The following is an 18,468-nucleotide window of genomic DNA, read 5'->3' as shown; positions in this document are numbered from 1 at the left end:
CCCAACGGAAATCTCTCCCTCCGTTCGGCTTAATTAAGTAGGCTTTAACTACTTAAATAACCCTCGAGAACTGTTGCCGCCGTGCTTGCTGCCGCAAATAAACGTCAAAACACATACAGATGTTGCGGATCAGCAGACGGCCTTTGCCGGTTACATCGATACCTTTGTCATTAATGGTGACTAATCCATCTTTTTCCAGCGGGGCCAGCAGTTTCAGGTCTTCCGCAAAGTATTCGGCAAAACGGATACCGTGGGCTTTTTCGATAGGGCCAAAGTCTAGGTGGAAATTACAAATCAGGGTTTTAATCACGTCACGGCGGATGCAGTCATCTTCCGTCATCGCCAGCCCTTTCCACAACCCATTGCCTTTCTCTTCAACGCTGGCGTAGTAAGCCTTTAAATCTTTCTGATTCTGGGCGTAAGTATCGCCAATCATGCTGATGGAAGAGACGCCCATACCCAGCAAATCGCTGTCGCCGTGGGTGGTATATCCCTGAAAGTTACGGTGCAAATGCCCTTCACGTTGAGCAATGGCCAGTTCGTCATCTGGACGAGCAAAGTGGTCCATTCCAATAAACTGATAGCCATTATTGGTTAATGAACTGATGGTTTCCTGCAAGATTTCCAGCTTTTCATTAGCGGAAGGTAAATCATGATCTTTAATTTTAATCTGGGCAGCAAAACGGCTGGGTAAATGTGCATAGTTAAATACACTCAGGCGATCCGGACTCAGTTCAGCCACGCGCTGTAGCGTAAAGGCAAAGCTTTCTGCTGTCTGCTTTGGTAAGCCATAAATCAGATCAATATTCGTGGAGCGGAACCCCAGTGCTTTAGCTCGCTTGATCAGGGCGAATATAAACGCTTCATCCTGCTCGCGGTTCACCAAACGCTGCACTTCCTTATTGAAATCTTGCACCCCCATACTCATACGGTTAAAACCTTCTGAATACAGGTGATCCAAAATATCCAACTCAATCTCTCGTGGATCGATTTCAATAGAAATTTCAGCATCCGGTTGGAAGTTGAAATGCTGGCGCAGTATTCCCACTAATCGGCTGATTTGTTGCTTATTCAGGTAGGTTGGCGTCCCGCCGCCCCAGTGCATTTGTGAGACCTGACGATGGGTAAACAGCGGAGCACGATGACGGATCTCTTGTTCCAACACGTCAAGATACTGCTCAACTTTATGCCCCTGACGAGTGACTATTTTGTTGCAACCACAGAAATAGCAGAGCTTGTGGCAGAAAGGAATGTGAATATAGAGGGAGAGGGGGCGCTCAGGATATCGCGCTACCGCCGACAGAAAATCGCTTTCACCATACTGCTCGCTAAACTCAAGCGCCGTTGGATAAGAAGTATACCGAGGCCCTGAATAGTTATATTTCTGAATAAGGGCCAGATCCCAATCAATCATCTGCGTCGACATTTGCTCACTCCGTCTTATTTTTTTGTCTCCCCGATGGTCTATTCACGTTTTTTATGGCGCTGCCTGTTCTAATACCGGGGGTTTTGGCTGAGCGCCAACCGAGCTTCAGTTGGTTCAGCCATAATAGTTTACCTAATAACCAGACCAGATAACATGCCAGTATCAGGCCTGGTAGCAGGAATACGAACTGCATAGTCGATTATTTACTCTTGAGGACTGTTTCTTTTGAGTAATTTTACAATATCTTCTTTCTGTTCTTGCTCGTTATCCAGCAAGTCGTCTTCGTCATCCCCTAAATCAATGCCCAGAATAGACATCAATTCATCAATGCGATCGAGGGTATTGTCCACGTAACGTTGCTCTTCCGCCGACAATTTCTTGCCATCATCAACGGCATCCAACAATTCATTCAGGCGATCGTCGTTTTCTAACAGGGCTAATTCTTGCTCTGGCGGTATGCTGGCGACTTTTGGCGGTTTCGGTGCCTTAGGCTTTGCCACTACGGATTGATTACCTTCTACAATCAACGGAACCGGCGTTTTACTGCCAATACGCGGATCTTTAAAGGCACCGGTAGATTTCTGGTTTTTCCCGGACTGGGAATCTACATTAGTACGCGCACCGGCTGAATTTCCCCGACGTTTTTTCGCACGCTTACGCGCCCGGGCTTCGGCATCAACTTCTTCACGACTTTTACGCTTTACTTTGGCGACTTTATTGTTGCCTTTAGCGGTATTTTGCGGCTGCTTCATAGCGAATTCTCTAAAGTGGAGATATTGGGTCGGAATCTAGCAGAAACCAAGAAAAAAGGCGACAGAGTTATCTGTCGCCTTAATCTCGAACCATTAGAGGAAAAATTATTTCCTAATCTCATCCCTGTGAACAAACAACGTCCCGGTCTATCCTTTTGTTATACTTCCAGTCCCTGGTAATCGCCCTTGATCTCTTCCTAGAGAAACATGCTCATCCCTGGTGCTATCCTTAGCTCTAGTTCTTCCTGAACTACGCTTCTGCGTATCCTGACTTCCTTATCCGTGCTACCATCCTGTAACACGCTACCTAATTCCTTTAGGTATTTCCTTCTGACTCTATAAACATCATCCTGATGTTTCCGTGAGATTCACATCCTGTGAATGTCTATCCTGGTGCATCCCTTTGCTTGATGCGTACTTTACTCTGCTGCTCCGGCTAAACAAGTCACTAACTAGTATTAATACTAGTTTTTTCTGTCCTACAAAATAACCGCCTGATAATAAACGCGTTAAACCGTAGGGATAATAAAAAAAGAGGACATTGCCCTACTTTCTTATGGCAAATGTCTCACAAGGGTTAGCTGGCTATTACCACAATATCTGCTACCTATAGGGAAAATTGACAATAAACTCACCCTTTCTTACGGAAGACAGTATAATTGCCAGCCAAATTTGCTATTCGCGGAGACGAACGTTTTGACACTGAAAAACTTTAACTATCATAAGACACATTTCGTCACCAGCGCTCCGGACATTACCCATCTGCCTGCTGATTTTGGTATTGAGATCGCCTTTGCGGGCCGCTCTAATGCAGGAAAGTCCAGCGCCCTGAATACGCTAACCAACCAAAAGAACCTAGCCCGCACCAGTAAAACACCGGGGCGAACTCAGTTGATTAACCTGTTTAAGGTTGAAGAACATCTTCATCTGGTGGATTTACCGGGATACGGCTACGCCGAAGTTCCAGAAGAGATGAAACGTAAATGGCAACGCGCACTGGGAGAATATCTGCAAAAGCGTGAATGCCTCAGAGGTCTGGTGGTTTTGATGGACATCCGTCATCCGCTAAAAGATCTGGACCAACAAATGATTCAATGGGCGGTGGACGTAGAGCTGCCGGTCATGATTTTACTCACCAAGGCCGATAAACTGGCCTCTGGTGCCCGTAAAGCTCAACTTAATATGGTACGCGAAGCGATTTTACCGTTTCAGGGTGATATTCAGGTTGAGATGTTCTCATCCCTGAAGAAATTGGGGGTTGATACACTGCGTTTTAAACTGGATGAATGGTTTAATCTGGATTTTAATCATAGTGATGAAGAGATTGACGATCAGCCTGCCGAGTAAGTCCCGCCCTATTTCTTTCCTGAATTTCAGATAAAAAAACGCCCCATTCAAACGAACGGGGCGGCTAATATAAAGCCAATCCTATTACAGGGTTGAAAAATAGAACATCTTACCTCTGTACCCTACGCCGCTAACTCTACCCCATTTCTCCCACAGGGCAAAGCAATTTTTGTAATAAAATTACAAACCAGTCTGTTACATATTGGGATTTTTATCACAAAAAAAATCAGTTTATGTAGTTTAATTACAGACCTATCGGCAGAGATAATTAAGGCTATCTTATTGTCAATGAAGGCATAGAAACTACAGCGCCAGACTATTATGCCGCTGGTGATGTGAATGATGAGGCTATTACAACCTGAGTGGTTTTTGCTTATATTCAAACGTAAAAAAATATCTAAACAGCTATCATAAGCAGAAGTAATAAAATTTGACGACTTCCTTACCTAGTTCGGAATCACATCATAATAAATTTTATAACAACCACAGAAAATAAATATCAAATTATATATACCGCTTTACTTATTGGCGGTAGTTATCTAGTGCTACTAGGGCTTTATGTTGGTATTTCCATAATCGTAGAGTGGGTTACTTCGAAAAAAGTTGGAGTAATTCTTAGCAGAAGGTTTAATCCTGAAGAAAGGTATATGCCTAGAAAGAAGTAACTTATTCTTTCATTCATTGTGGCAATAGTACTACTTATACCGGGCGGTGAATTCTTGTTTGCCGGATTAAGCTACATGGGAATCTATTGATAATAAAAGTAAGTTATTAATAGAATGAATATTCAGGTATTAAGAAACCCAACGTTTATTACGTCGGGTCTTCTGAATCAGCTAAATCTGAAATAATTTAGTGCGCTTCGTCCCAGTTCATCCCAACCCCAACATCCACTTTCATTGGCACTGCGAGTTTTACACACTGCTCCATAAGTTGGCGGATAGTTTTTTCTGAAGCATCCAGCACCGTCTCATGAACTTCAAACACCAGTTCATCGTGTACCTGCATAATCATTTTCACTAATGGCGCGTCCTGCTGTTGCAACCAGCTATCCACTGCGATCATGGCGGTTTTAATGATATCCGCCGCCGTGCCCTGCATAGGTGCGTTAATTGCTGCCCGTTCAGCGCCTTTACGGCGCATACCGTTGCTGGCTTTAATATCCGGCAGGTATAAGCGACGGCCAAACAGCGTCTCGACATAGCCTTGCTCAGAAGCCTGTACGCGAGTGCGTTCCATATACTCTAGTACGCCCGGGTAACGATCAAAATAGAGGTCCATATAGCGCTGGGCTTCACCGCGTTGGATCCCCAACTGACGCGCTAGGCCAAATGCACTCATTCCGTAGATCAAACCAAAGTTAATGGCTTTCGCACTTCGGCGCTGCTCACCGGTAACCTGCTCAAGCGGCATCCCGAATACTTCTGCTGCCGTTGCTCGGTGGATGTCTTTGCCCTGAGCGAAAGCATCCAGCAATCCTTTATCTCCAGACAGGTCCGCCATGATTCTCAATTCAATTTGAGAATAGTCGGCCGCCATAATCCGGTAACCTTGAGGGGCAATAAACGCCTGACGAATACGACGCCCTTCGTCGTTACGCACCGGAATATTCTGCAGGTTAGGATCGCTGGAAGAGAGGCGACCGGTTGCCGTCACTGCCTGATGGTAAGAAGTATGAACTCGACCAGAAACCGCATTCACCATTAGCGGCAGCTTATCCGTATAGGTGGTTTTCAGCTTAGCCAACCCACGATGTTCTAAAATCACTTTTGGCAGAGGGTAATCCAGCGCCAGTTCAGCCAGCACTTCTTCGTTGGTCGACGGTGCGCCGCCCGGTGTTTTTTTCAGTACTGGCAATTTTTGTTTTTCATAGAAAATCGCCTGTAGCTGCTTGGTAGAAGAGAGATTAAACGGCTCGCCAGCCAGCTCATGGGCCTGATCTTCCAGCTCTTTTAAGCGCTGGGCTAATTCCGTCGAGTGCTGATTTAAAATCTGAGCGTCAATCAGTACGCCAGTGCGCTCAATGCGTGACAGAACCGGAACCAGCGGCATCTCAATGTTACGAAAAACGCGCTCTAGGTTCTGTTCTTGCTGCAACTTCGGCCACATCGCCTGATGCAACTGTAATGTCACATCTGCATCTTCTGCGGCATAAGGCCCAGCCTGTTCGATGGCTAACTGATTAAATGTCAGTTGGTTTTTGCCTTTGCCTGCCAGTTCATCAAAACTGATGGTTTTATGATTCAGATAGCGGCCTGCTAGGCTATCCATATCGTGGCGCCCCGCTACACTGTCTAGCACGTAGGACTCCAGCATGGTATCAAACTCTATTCCGCGTAAATGAATGTCATAACGCGTCAGCATACTTTGGTCAAATTTCAGGTTCTGACCAACGATCAGCGCTTTTTCGCTTTCTAACAGCGGCTTCAGGGCTTTCAACACCGCTTCAGCATTCAGTTGATCCGGTGCACCAATATAGTCATGGCCGAAAGGCACATAGGCTGCCTTACCTGCCTCAATAGCAAAAGAGACCCCCACCAGATTGGAACTCATATAGTCCAAACCATCAGTCTCAGTATCAAAAGCGAACAGTTCGGCCTGCTCCAACTGCTTTAACCAACGGTTAAAACTGTCCCAGTCAAGGATAACTTCATAACCTTCCTGAGATAACGTAGCAGAAACTTCCGGTGCGGCAGCGACGGCCTGATAGGCAACCGGAGCCGATTTACCTACGGCGCTGCTCTTACTACCGGCTTTCAGCGTGCCGGTACTTTCCAGCTCAGCCAGCCAACGCTTAAACTCATAGCGGGCAAACAGCTCGCGTAATTCATCAACTTCAGGTTCGCGTAGCGCTAAGTCCTGCTCATTAACTTCCAGCTCCACATCGGTTTTGATGGTAGCCAGTTTATAAGAGAGATATGCCGCCTCTTTATGCTGTTCCAACTTTGCTGCGATGGTTTTCGCACCACGAAAACTCAAATCAGCAATTTTATCCAGTTGGCTATATAAGGTATCTAATCCACCCAGCCCTTGTAGTAGGGCCTGAGCCGTTTTTTCTCCTACGCCGGGAACACCAGGAATGTTATCGGAAGAATCGCCCATCAATGCGAGGAAATCGATAATCAACTCAGGGGGAACGCCATATTTTTCGCACACCTCTTCTGGACCAAGAATGGTGTTGTTCATGGTGTTAATCAGCGTAACCTGTGGCGTTACCAGCTGCGCCATATCTTTATCGCCGGTGCTAATGAGTACATCACGCCCTTTTGCTGCGGCGCTCAGTGCTAAAGTCCCGATAACATCATCCGCTTCTACACCGGGAATAACCAATAGCGGGATCCCCATCGCTTTCACCATTTGATGTAATGGCTCTATTTGGGCTCGCAGATCGTCCGGCATAGGCGGGCGATGAGATTTATACTCAGCAAACAGTTCATCACGAAAGGTTTTTCCCTTGGCATCAAATACCACCACAATATGGCTTGGCTGACATTGGGCTATCAGGCTGCGTAACATGTTCAGTACGCCATACATCGCCCCTGTAGGGATCCCTTCACGGTTGGTTAGCGGTGGAAATGCGTGGAACGCGCGATAAAGGTAAGAGGAGCCGTCAACAAGCACCAGTGGGTTTTCTGCAATCTTAGCCATAAAATGATTCTTTGCTGTTTGATTCATCAATAATGGTAAGCATGCCATAGCTGAGGCCAAGAGACGAATAGCTTATTTAACTTTAGCGATACAGGCAGGAAAAAAATCCATGAATTTACCCATAAAATCTGTGGATAACTCGGTGGGTAAAAGTTAGTTCATGCTATACAACAATAGGATATACATCCAAAATCAAAAAATAAACATCAACAAATCAAAGAGATATATATAAAAGGCAAGTTTACACTTTCAATATAGCACGATCTTCAACTGTGGATATTTGATTTATCAGTGATTCATATCTGTCAATAGCTATGGTTCCCTTTTCTGATAATTAACCGAATAATTTTAGTAAAAAAGGAGATGAAAGAGAGTTCATCTGGCACATCAAAAGATCGCGTTATAAAACCGGTTAAAGCAATACATTCATTCTGGCAATATCTCCGCAGTCAATTCCACCCACCGGCTAAAAGATTGAAATAGAACCATCACCAATACTTTCGGGTGAGCCTTCCAACTCTTCGCAGATTTTGTTCATTGACCCATTTATTAATATGTTAGCCTTCATTACGCGATTGTTTCCCCCTAACTTATTGCAATAATTTATTTTAGTTTTTAGCTTTCTGTTAGAATTAGCCAAAATTTGAATAATGATGAGTATTCGTTGTATTGGATGCCAGTAGACCCGTAACGAAAAATAGATATGCCAAAACTGTTTGCCCCAATTATCTTTGTCATCACGACAATATTAACCCTCGTTTTTACCATGTTTTGTTCTGTACCGATGGTAATCGCTGGCGTATTTAAACTGTTGCTACCGTTTAAAGTAGTCAGCCGTGGCGTATCTGCATTCTGTAATTTTATGATGTGGTGCTGGTGTGTTTCTCTGGCCCTGATTTTGAAAATAACCAATCGCATTGAATGGGATATTGAGGGTGCAGAAGATCTCAGTAAACAGACCTGGTACCTGCTGATTAGTAATCATAAAAGCTGGACCGATATCGTCTCCCTTTGTGTCGTTATGCGTAACCGCATTCCAATGAATAAATACTTTCTCAAGCAGCAGCTAGCTTGGGTTCCCTTTATTGGTATCGCCTGTTGGGCATTGGACATGCCGTTTATGCGCCGCTACTCACGAGCTTATCTGATCAAACACCCAGAAAAGCGCGGTAAAGATATTGAAACGACCCGCCACTCCTGTGAAAAGTTTCGCAATCATCCCACCACCATTGTTAACTTTGTGGAAGGTTCGCGTTTTACCGAACAAAAGAGAGAGCAGCTCAACTCCCCTTATCAAAACCTTTTGCCACCAAAATCAGCAGGTATTGCACTGGCACTCAACGTGCTGGGCGCGCAGTTTGACCGAATTCTCAACGTCACCCTCTATTACCCTGAAAACGAAGCTAAGCCCTTTATTGATCTGCTGAGCGGTCAAATGAAGCGTATTGTGATTCGTATCGAAACCCTGCCGGTCGATGACAGTATTCGCGGTGACTATATGAATGATAAGGCGTTTAAACGCCAGTTCCAGCAATGGCTGCATGAGGTTTGGCAGAGAAAAGATTTGCTGCTTAGCCAGTTAAAAGAACAGTTTAGTAAGCCGCAGCAATAACCTATCTTTTAATCAATGATTAAAAATCATAAAGGCCTGCATTTTTGCAGGCCTTTATCTTTCAGTCTCCGTTAAGAAGAGCTGATAATTACCAATATCCTAACCACTTCCACCATGCGCCACCGACGGTTATCCATATGATCAGGTTGACCACACTCAGAATAAACCCCGTTTTCCACCATTCGGTTAACGTCACATAGCCGGAGCCAAAGATAATGGGGGCTGTACCTGTACCGTAATGGGTCAGCGACATCATCAATGAAGATGCAAAGGCAAGAATTAAGCCCAGCAGTGCCGGAGGTGCGCCAAGCGCCAAACCGGCGGCGAAGAAAGCGGCAAACATCGCAGTAATGTGGGCCGTTGTGCTGGCAAAGAAGTAATGGGAATAGACGTAAACCAGCGTCAACAAAATGGTACCGCCAATCCAGCCAATACCCAGATTATCAATGGCACCACCTACCGTCTGCGAAAGCCAGTCAATTAGGCCCAACTTACCAAGGAAGGTCGCCATCATCACCAGCGCGGAGAACCATACCACCGTATCCCAAGCACCTTTATTTTTTAGCAGATCTTCCCAGCTCAAAACGCCGGTCATCAGCAAGATAGAAAGGCCAATAAACGCCACGGTGGTAGGATTTACTGCCCAGCCCTCTCCCAGAAAGAATGCCGGAATCCCCGCCCACATCACCAACAGTAACCCAAATACCGCCAAGGTTATCTTCTCAGACAGCGATACCGCGCCCAATTCCCGCAGTTTTGCCTTAGCAAACAGTGGCGCATCCGGCGTGCTCTTAATTTCTGGTGGATATAGCCAGTAAATCACCAACGGAACAACAATCAATGAAACAATGGCCGGAATCAGTGCTGCAATGGCCCACATCCCCCAAGTGAATTCAATACTGGGGTCTGTTCCCTTAATAATCAGCGCGACAATCAGCGGGTTAGGTGCCGTTGCCGTAATAAACATCGCCGAGGTAATAGGGTTAATATTGTAGTTCACCAGAGCAAGGTAACGACCTATCTTCTCTGTCGAACCGGCTTCTGGTTTAGAGTTAAAGCTGTCGGCAATAGAGCGCATAATCGGGTGAATGATGCCGCCACCCCGGGCTGTATTACTTGGCGTAACGGGTGCCAAGGTGGTTTCAGCGATTGCCAGAGCGTAGGCGATACCGAGCGTTTTTTTACCAAACAGAGAAATAAAGTAATAACCAATACGTGCGCCCAAACCCGTTTTATTCAAACTTTGCGAAACCATAATGGAAATACCAATCAGCCAAATAAGCTGATTAGAAAAACCACTTAACGCATCATTTAGCGCAGCACCGGGCTTACCGGGGTTAGTAACACCCGTCAGCGCTACCAGCGCAATGGCCACTATCGAGATGGCGCCAATAGGCATCGCCTTGCCGATAATGGCGGCAATGGTTCCTACAAACAGCGCCAGCAGATGCCAAGCATTCGGTGTTACCCCCTGAGGAACTGGAATAACGAACCAGACGAGCAGCGTAATCGCGATGGCGATAAGAGAAGGAACAGGTCTTAGCGGAGTCATTTTGTCCATAATATTGTCCACTTATCCAAACAGAATAGGGATCTCAGAAAAACAGAGATAAATTCAGGCTAAATAGCGCCTTTGTTACACCATAAACAAATTGATTTCGGGATAGAGGAATCGCGCATGTTTGATAAAAACGCGCGGCCCCTTGTCATATAAAATCATTTCATTTCACATATTTTCAACAAAACTCATCATACTGGTTTTATACAGCCAGAACAGACATATTGTTTAAAAAAGTCGGGTGGCTACAAAATTTTAACAACGGCAGGATATTTGATTTTCCAGCAGGCTGTTTCAGCAATATCAGCCGAAACAGCCTATTGGTCATCGGTAGGGCAAACTAACTGTGTAACAGAGAGATATCCGCGACTTTCAGGAACTGCTCGCGTAATTTACTCAGTAATGTCAGTCGGTTAACTCGGATAGCGTCATCATCAACCATCACCATCACTTTATCAAAGAAAGCATCGACATATTCACGCAGATCCGCCAGTTCGACCAACGCTTCCTGATAGCGTCCTTCTTCAAACAGTGGTTCCAGCTTATCGCGCAATACGGCAAGATGCGTTGCCAGATGAATCTCTTCCGGCTCTTTGAGTATTGCCACGTTGGTTCTGTCATGCAGCGTATCCGTTGCCTTGGACAGAATATTCGATACCCGTTTGTTGGCTTCCGCCAATGAAACCGCAGCATCCAACGAACGGAAATGTGACACCGCTTTAACCCGTGCATCAAAATCGGCCGGTTTAGTTGGGCGACGAGCCAATACCGCCAGAATCACGTCAATGCTGTAGCCAACGTCCAGATACCAGGCACGGAAGCGGCCCAGCATAAACTCAACTACATCATCAGTAACGTTAGTGTTAGTTAACTTATCCCCGTACAAACGCACGGCTTCTTCGGTTAACATAGCCAGATCTAACGGTAAATTCTTCTCAACGATAATACGCAATACGCCCAACGCTGCGCGACGCAGTGCAAAGGGGTCTTTATCCCCTTTTGGGTTTTGACCGATACCAAAAATACCCGCTAAAGTATCCATCTTATCGGCAATCGCGACTGCACAGGCCACCAGCGAATTAGGCAGATTGTCACCGGCGAAGCGAGGCATATACTGCTCATTCAACGCAACGGCGACTTCCTCGTCTTCACCATCAAAACGCGCATAGTGCATTCCCATCACGCCCTGCGTGTCGGTAAATTCAAACACCATATTGGTCATCAGGTCGCATTTCGACAGTAAGCCTGCACGGGCCGCTTTGTTAACGTCAGCGCCAATCTGGCTGGCAATCCACCCGGATAGTGCCTGAATGCGATCGGATTTATCACGTACAGTACCGAGCTGTTGCTGGAACAGAACGGTTTCCAGACGTGGCAGGCGATCTTCTAGACGGTGCTTACGGTCAGTATTAAAGAAGAACTCCGCATCCGCCAGACGTGGGCGAACCACTTTCTCATTACCGGAAATAATCTGTTGCGGATCTTTAGATTCAATATTGGTAACGAAGATAAAGTTCGGCATTAATCGACCCTGAGGGTCGTACACAGGGAAGTACTTTTGGTCGCCCTTCATGGTGTGCACTAAGGCTTCAGACGGAACGGCCAAGAACTTCTCTTCAAATTTAGCGGTTAACACTACCGGCCATTCCACCAGCGAGGTCACCTCTTCCAGCAGGCTTTCACTGATATCAGCAACACCACCTAATTTATTAGCAGCGGCTTCCGCATCACGCTTAATCAGCAGCTTACGGGTATCATAATCGGCGATTACTTTGCCGCGTTCGATCAGAATTTTCGGATACTGATCGGCGCTACCGATGGTGAACTCAGGTTCGCCCATAAAGCGGTGGCCGCGAATAATGCGATCGGATTGAATGCCCAAAATCGTTCCGTCAATCAGTTCGCTGCCGTACAGCATCGTTACGGTGTGAACCGGGCGGATAAACTGAGTCTCTTTATCACCCCAGCGCATTGGCTTAGGGATTGGCAATTTAGCCAATGACTGAGCGACCAGATCCGACAACAGCGCCTGCACCGGTTGGCCTTTAACCTGAGCGCGATACATCAGCCATTCGCCTTTGTCCGTCGCCAGACGTTCAGCCTGCTCAACGGTGATACCGCAACCACGCGCCCAACCGTCTGCGGCTTTGCTTGGTTTACCTTCAGCATCAAACGCCTGAGCAATTGCCGGACCGCGCTTTTCAACTTCACGATCGGGCTGTGAGCCTTGCAATTCAGTGACTTTCAGCGCCAGACGACGCGGAGCAGCGAACCACTCAACCGCACTGTAGGACAAATTAGCGTTGTCCAGTTCCGCTTTAAAATTTGCAGCAAAAGATTCAGCAAGAGAGCGAAGCGCCTTTGGTGGCAACTCTTCCGTGCCGATTTCCACAAGGAAAGTTTGTTGAGTCATGGCGTTCTCTTAAACCTTTTTCTTATCACACATAGGGAAACCTAATGCCTCGCGAGAAGCATAATAAGCCTCAGCAACCGCTTTGGTCAGCGTACGAATACGCAGAATATAGCGTTGGCGCTCGGTCACGGAGATCGCTTTGCGGGCATCCAGCAGGTTAAAGCTATGGGCCGCTTTTAGAATACGCTCGTAAGCCGGTAACGGCAGCGGCGTTTCTAGTGCCAGTAACTTCTGTGCTTCTTTTTCATACTGCTCAAAGCAGCTGAACAGGAAGTCAGTATCGGCATATTCAAAGTTATAGGTAGACTGCTCCACTTCGTTTTGATGATAGATATCACCATAAGTCGTCTTACCGAAAGGACCGTCACTCCAGACTAAATCGTAAACGCTGTCCACGCCCTGAATATACATGGCCAGACGCTCAAGCCCGTAAGTAATTTCGCCTGTTACTGGCTTACACTCCAGACCACCTACCTGTTGGAAATAGGTAAACTGAGTCACTTCCATCCCGTTTAACCAAATTTCCCAGCCAAGACCCCAGGCACCCAGCGTTGGGTTTTCCCAGTTATCTTCAACAAAACGGATATCGTGCACAGTCGGATCCAAGCCCAGCTCTTTCAGTGAGCCAAGATACAGCTCCTGAATATTATCCGGAGAGGGTTTGATAATGACCTGAAACTGGTAGTAGTGCTGTAAGCGGTTAGGGTTTTCACCATAGCGACCATCCGTCGGACGACGGGAAGGCTGCACATAAGCAGCGGCTATTGGCTCAGGCCCTAAAGCCCGCAGGCAGGTTATTGGATGCGACGTACCAGCACCGACTTCCATATCCAATGGTTGGACAATGGTGCAGCCCTGACGCGACCAATAATCCTGTAATGTTAGGATTAATCCCTGAAAGGTTTTATTATCGAACTTCTGCATGTTGGATCCGCGCGCGATAGAGTAGATTTAATTAATGTAGCTGATAAGTATACCTATAGACGACCAGATGTGCAGCTCTAATCCATACCAGACACAGGATTTTGTCAAAAATCAGGAGAAATATATGCAACGTTGTAGTTGGGTTAATCAGGATCCGCTTTACATTGAGTATCATGATAACGAGTGGGGTAAACCCGTTCACGACAATCAAAAATTGTTCGAGAAAATTTGTCTGGAAGGACAACAAGCCGGACTTTCATGGATTACCGTATTGAAAAAACGTGAAACGTATCGTCAATGTTTCCACCACTTTGATCCGGTAAAGATCGCCGCCATGACGGAAAAAGACATCGATAAACTGATGGAAAATGCAGGACTAATTCGCCATCGTGGCAAGCTAGAAGCCATCGTGCATAATGCTAAAGCTTATCTGGCGATGCAGGCTGCTGGAGAAGATTTCGCTACCTTTATCTGGTCATTTGTGGGAAATCAGCCGATCCTCAATCATCTTTCGATGAAAAAACCTGCGGAATTTCTCGCGTCCACCCCAATTTCTGATGCCATGGCAAAGGCGCTGAAAAAACGTGGTTTTAAATTTTTCGGCACCACGACTTGCTATGCCTTTATGCAATCCATGGGGCTGGTTAACGATCATATGATTGAGTGCTTCTGCCATCCGGATAACCCGTCGTGATTCGTCGCTATCAGGCACAGGATCTGGATATGCTAATGGCCTTGTGGCTAACCACCACAATCCATGCGCACCCCTTTATTGAGCAATCATATTGGCAAGAAAGTGAACCATTAGTTCGCGATGTCTATCTTCCTGATGCCACCACTTGGGTCTGTTGTGAAAACGATAAAATCATCGGTTTTATCAGTGTGATGGAGCAGCAGTTTATCGGGGCACTATTTGTTGATGTTAACCAACAGAGAAAAGGAATTGGCAAGGCGCTGATTGAGCAAGTTAAAATTCATTATCCTAGGCTGCTACTTGAGGTCTATCGGGAAAACACCCACGCACTTCAATTTTATCTGGCGATGGGTTTTCATATTGTCAGTGAACAACCCCATCCAGAAACAGAACAGATAACCTTAATCATGCAATGGCAAGCCCCGCTAATCACTACCTGATAACACCCTTTAATCTCACCCGAGGTCAACGCTACCACCGCAAGCGTTATTACGCGTCCTAGCGACCGCACTTAATTACCCTTTCACCTATTATCAGCCTGCTATAATCATAAAGGTACAATCCTGATGCCAGTGATAAAGATGACGCCATGATGCCGTATAACGGCCTTTTACGGTTGTTAAAGAAGTGTCCTGCAATTGAAAAATTTGCGTAAAGAAGCTTCCTTTCCACAAAAATTAGGCTTTAATCTCCTGTATCAGGATGTTGATTCAACGAGGTACAAATCATGAAAAAATTTATTACAGCAGTTGTCGTGGTTACATCTATGCTGTCATTGGCAGGTTGTGCAAATCCATATGGTGGAAGTAATCCCAATAACAACCAAGCAGCAAACGTAGGTGTTGGTGCTGGCGTTGGGGCCGTTGTCGGAGCTGGCATCGGTGCGTTATCTTCCTCGCACAAAGATAATTCTAAGGGAGCCCTGATTGGTGCTGCCGCAGGCGCTGCGGTTGGTGCTGCTTCCGGGGCCATTCTGGGCAATAGCTCAGGTCAGTAATTCTGTTTAAGGTATATGTATGAAAAAATTTATGATTGCCACGGTTATTGCACTTAGCGGAACATTAGCCGTTTCGGGTTGTACCACTAACCCTTATACCGGTGAATCACAAGTTGGCGATTCTGGCATTGGTGCAGGTATTGGTGCTGTTGTTGGCGCGGGTGTAGGTGCACTGTCATCGTCCAAGAAAGACCGTGGTAAAGGTGTCCTGATTGGTGCTGCTGCCGGTGCGGCTCTTGGTGGTAGCGTGGGTTACTATATGGACGTTCAAGAAGCTAAACTGCGTGAAAAAATGGCAGGTACTGGCGTGAGCGTTACCCGATCGGGCGATCAGATTATTCTGAATATGCCAAACAATGTTACTTTTGATACCAGCAGCAGTACGCTGAAGCCTGCGGGTGCTAACACCCTGACCGGTGTTGCGATGGTATTAAAAGAGTACAACAAAACGGCTGTAAACATTCTAGGTCATACTGACAGCACGGGTTCGCGTCAGTTAAACATGAACCTGTCTCAGCAACGCGCTGACAGCGTAGCCAGCGCGTTAATTACTCAGGGCGTGGCCGCTAACCGCATTCACACTCAGGGTGTGGGTCCAGACCAACCTATCGCTTCTAACAGTACAGAAGAAGGCAAAGCTCAGAACCGTCGTGTGACGATTACGCTAAGTCCTTTGTGATGAATGTTTAAGTGTGTTGTAGGAAACCGGCGCTATAAATTGCGCCGGTTTTTTATTGCTGATAATTCAGTTAACACTTCGGTTATTTTTCGGCATTCCGCATTTATCAGATAGTGACCTGAATGACAGATATCGATAGAATCAGGCCAATTATCTTTGCCTGAAGCCTAGGGAATATGCATGGAACCGCTGACCAACCCGATCACCATTGCCGTTGCCGCTTATCAGGGCATTAACCCGTTTCATCTCTCTATTCCCCATACGGTATTCAGTAATGTGCTGAATCAGAATGGTTCTCCCCGTTTTCGGGTAATTACCTGTGCTCTGGAAGAAAACCAGATAGAAAGCGCTATGGGATTTAGCATCACCACCCAATACGGTATTGAAGGCTTCCAGCAGGCAGATATCATCATGGTACCATCCTGGCACCGCATTGATATTGCCCCTCCCGAAGAGTTTATTGATGTGCTGAAACAGGCTAACCGACAGGGTGTAAAAATTGTCGGCTTATGTCTGGGAGCTTTTGTACTGGCTAAAGCCGGGCTATTAAATGGTAAGGCCGCAACTACCCACTGGAAATGGGCCAATGCTTTTAGCCTGCGTTATCCGGAAGTAGAACTGCGCGCAGCGGAACTCTATATTGATGAAGGGAATATTCTGACCTCCGCCGGTATGGCCGCAGCGATTGATTGCTGCTTACATATGCTACGGCAAATTTGCGGGGCAGAAATCGCCAATCAGGTTGCCCGTCAAATGGTTGTTGCACCTCATCGTCAGGGAGGGCAGGCACAATTTATTGAAATTCCACTGCCGGTATCACGACAGGATGACCGTATATCCCAAGTGCTTAACTGGGCAGCTCAACATCCTGAACTACCGCACTCTATCGATTCACTGGCGCAAAAAGGGGCATTAAGCCGCCGTACCTTTACCCGACATGTGCGACAAACCACCGGCACGACAGTCATGCAATGGCTGTTGAATCAACGCATTGCCAAGGCACAGCGCATGCTGGAATCCGGTCATCATTCGATGGAGAAGATTGCAACAGAATCCGGTTTTAATACAGTGGCGTCACTGCGTCAGCACTTTACCAAAGCATTGAATATTTCCCCTTCATCCTACCGAAAACAGTTCAAAATAAAGGCAGACCAATCACCCAGTAAATAAACCAAAAACCGGTCATGGTTATTCATCAGTTATGGTAATGTTTTGTCTCTGACAATCTATTCTATCGCAGAGGACAGGACATGAAGCCATCTATCGTCTCCTATAAGAAACTGCCCGCAGATTTACAGGCCAAACTTGAACAACGCTTTTCCGTTACCGCTTTTGATTCCATTACCCATGAAAATCGTGCCAACTTTATTAACGCCCTTGGTCAAGCCGAAGGCATTATCGGTGCCAGTGAAAATATTGACCGTAAGCTTTTAGAGCAAGCTCCGATACTCAGAGCCGTTTCCACCATTTCAGCCGGTTATGACAACTTTGATGTTGATGCCCTGACCGAAAGAAAAATTCCTTTGATGCATACGCCGGGAGCCCTGACGGATACGGTGGCAGATACCATTATGGCGTTGGTGCTGGCCTGTGGTCGCCGCATTGTTAACGTGGCTGAACGGGTAAAAGCCGGTGAGTGGAAGGGAAACGTTGGCGAAAGTTGGTTTGGCACCGATGTTCACCATAAAACTATGGGGATCATTGGGATGGGCCGTATTGGTACCGCACTGGCCCAACGGGCACATTTTGGTTTCGATATGAAAATTGTCTATAACACTCGCAACCGTAATCCAGAGGCAGAAAACCGCTTCAATGCTATTCATATGGAATTGGATAAACTGCTGTCCGTCGCCGATTATGTCTGCCTGATTTTGCCGTTAAATCCACAAACTCGCCATCTGATTAATGCAGGACGATTAGCACTAATGAAACCATCAGCTTTCTTTATTAATGCCGGGCGCGGTCCGGTAGTGGATGAAGCGGCATTAATCGAAGCACTACAGCAAGGCACCATTGCAGGTGCTGGCCTGGACGTATTTGAAAAAGAGCCATTGCCAGCAGACTCCCCGCTGTTGTCGATGCCTAATGTGGTTGCCATACCGCATATTGGTTCTGCGACCTTTGAGGCACGCTACGCCATGGCCGCTAGCGCCGTTGATAACTTGATTGCCGCCATGACGGACAGTATTGAAGGCAACTGCGTTAACCCTCAGGTTATCCGCTAATACAAAAATGAGTCCTTCTTTTACCGTGTCTGTATCAAATCACACATATTTTTGATGTAGCCACGGTAAAAATGCATTTTATTTACCAGCACAATCCCTCGTAATTGGTGAGATAAACCTATCGAATGCCTTATTTGAAAGCTCAAAAAACAACACATTTAACCAGATATGATGAAAATCACAGAGCTTCAGA

14 protein-coding genes are annotated in these 18,468 nt (G+C 46.4%); 8 read left to right on the top strand and 6 right to left on the bottom strand.

Going from position 1 to position 18,468, the window contains the following annotated elements:
- Window positions 1-52: 52 nt before the first annotated feature.
- Complete coding sequence (hemN, locus tag HYN51_RS00330; protein ID WP_108901026.1) at window positions 53-1,426, bottom strand: oxygen-independent coproporphyrinogen III oxidase; 1,374 nt, start codon at window positions 1,424-1,426, stop codon at window positions 53-55.
- A gap of 203 nt (window positions 1,427-1,629) precedes the next feature.
- Window positions 1,630-2,178 carry a Der GTPase-activating protein YihI gene (gene yihI, locus HYN51_RS00320; RefSeq protein ID WP_108901024.1) on the bottom strand — a complete coding sequence of 183 codons (549 nt, stop codon included), beginning with the start codon at window positions 2,176-2,178 and terminating at the stop codon, window positions 1,630-1,632.
- Between the two features lie 696 nt (window positions 2,179-2,874).
- Here yihI and yihA point away from each other — a divergent pair.
- Window positions 2,875-3,525, top strand: a complete 651-nt coding sequence (gene yihA, locus HYN51_RS00315; RefSeq protein WP_108901023.1) for a ribosome biogenesis GTP-binding protein YihA/YsxC — start codon at window positions 2,875-2,877, stop codon at window positions 3,523-3,525.
- A gap of 852 nt (window positions 3,526-4,377) precedes the next feature.
- On the opposite strand, the gene polA is transcribed toward yihA, so the two are convergent.
- Complete coding sequence (gene polA, locus HYN51_RS00310) at window positions 4,378-7,173, bottom strand: DNA polymerase I (RefSeq protein WP_108901022.1); 2,796 nt, start codon at window positions 7,171-7,173, stop codon at window positions 4,378-4,380.
- A gap of 703 nt (window positions 7,174-7,876) precedes the next feature.
- Between polA and HYN51_RS00305 the strand changes: the two genes are divergently transcribed.
- The gene (locus tag HYN51_RS00305; protein ID WP_108901021.1) at window positions 7,877-8,785 is read left to right on the top strand and encodes an acyltransferase; all 909 of its coding nucleotides are present in this window, start codon (window positions 7,877-7,879) and stop codon (window positions 8,783-8,785) included.
- An 88-nt stretch (window positions 8,786-8,873) separates the two neighbouring features.
- On the opposite strand, the gene HYN51_RS00300 is transcribed toward HYN51_RS00305, so the two are convergent.
- The 3 genes from HYN51_RS00300 to glyQ form a co-directional block, all read right to left on the bottom strand.
- Entirely contained in the window at window positions 8,874-10,346 is a 1,473-nt protein-coding gene (locus HYN51_RS00300; RefSeq protein WP_108901020.1) for a DASS family sodium-coupled anion symporter, read from the bottom strand.
- A 337-nt stretch (window positions 10,347-10,683) separates the two neighbouring features.
- Window positions 10,684-12,756 (bottom strand): glycine--tRNA ligase subunit beta, encoded by a 2,073-nt coding sequence (gene glyS, locus HYN51_RS00295; RefSeq protein ID WP_108901019.1) that lies wholly within the window; start codon window positions 12,754-12,756, stop codon window positions 10,684-10,686.
- 9 nt (window positions 12,757-12,765) lie between these two features.
- The gene (gene glyQ, locus HYN51_RS00290; RefSeq protein ID WP_108901018.1) at window positions 12,766-13,680 is read right to left on the bottom strand and encodes a glycine--tRNA ligase subunit alpha; all 915 of its coding nucleotides are present in this window, start codon (window positions 13,678-13,680) and stop codon (window positions 12,766-12,768) included.
- Between the two features lie 124 nt (window positions 13,681-13,804).
- Between glyQ and HYN51_RS00285 the strand changes: the two genes are divergently transcribed.
- The 6 genes from HYN51_RS00285 to ghrB all read left to right on the top strand — a co-directional run bounded on the left by HYN51_RS00285 (window position 13,805) and on the right by ghrB (window position 18,275).
- Window positions 13,805-14,374, top strand: a complete 570-nt coding sequence (locus tag HYN51_RS00285; RefSeq protein ID WP_108901017.1) for a DNA-3-methyladenine glycosylase I — start codon at window positions 13,805-13,807, stop codon at window positions 14,372-14,374.
- A complete protein-coding gene (locus HYN51_RS00280; protein WP_108901016.1) occupies window positions 14,371-14,814 on the top strand; it encodes an N-acetyltransferase in 444 nt (147 codons plus the stop codon). The genes HYN51_RS00285 and HYN51_RS00280 overlap by 4 nt, the downstream gene beginning before the upstream one ends.
- Window positions 14,815-15,101: 287 nt before the next feature.
- Complete coding sequence (locus HYN51_RS00275) at window positions 15,102-15,371, top strand: YMGG-like glycine zipper-containing protein (RefSeq protein ID WP_108901015.1); 270 nt, start codon at window positions 15,102-15,104, stop codon at window positions 15,369-15,371.
- Between the two features lie 19 nt (window positions 15,372-15,390).
- The gene (locus HYN51_RS00270; RefSeq protein WP_108901014.1) at window positions 15,391-16,050 is read left to right on the top strand and encodes an OmpA family lipoprotein; all 660 of its coding nucleotides are present in this window, start codon (window positions 15,391-15,393) and stop codon (window positions 16,048-16,050) included.
- A gap of 180 nt (window positions 16,051-16,230) precedes the next feature.
- Window positions 16,231-17,220, top strand: coding sequence for a GlxA family transcriptional regulator (locus HYN51_RS00265; protein ID WP_108901013.1), 990 nt, complete (start codon window positions 16,231-16,233; stop codon window positions 17,218-17,220).
- A gap of 80 nt (window positions 17,221-17,300) precedes the next feature.
- Window positions 17,301-18,275 carry a glyoxylate/hydroxypyruvate reductase GhrB gene (gene ghrB / locus HYN51_RS00260; RefSeq protein WP_108901012.1) on the top strand — a complete coding sequence of 325 codons (975 nt, stop codon included), beginning with the start codon at window positions 17,301-17,303 and terminating at the stop codon, window positions 18,273-18,275.
- Window positions 18,276-18,468 lie beyond the last annotated feature (193 nt).

This window comes from Limnobaculum parvum (genome assembly GCF_003096015.2).
Lineage (GTDB): Bacteria > Pseudomonadota > Gammaproteobacteria > Enterobacterales > Enterobacteriaceae > Limnobaculum > Limnobaculum parvum.
Note: the sequence above shows the minus strand (reverse complement) of the source record. Positions and strands in the feature narration are given on the sequence as shown.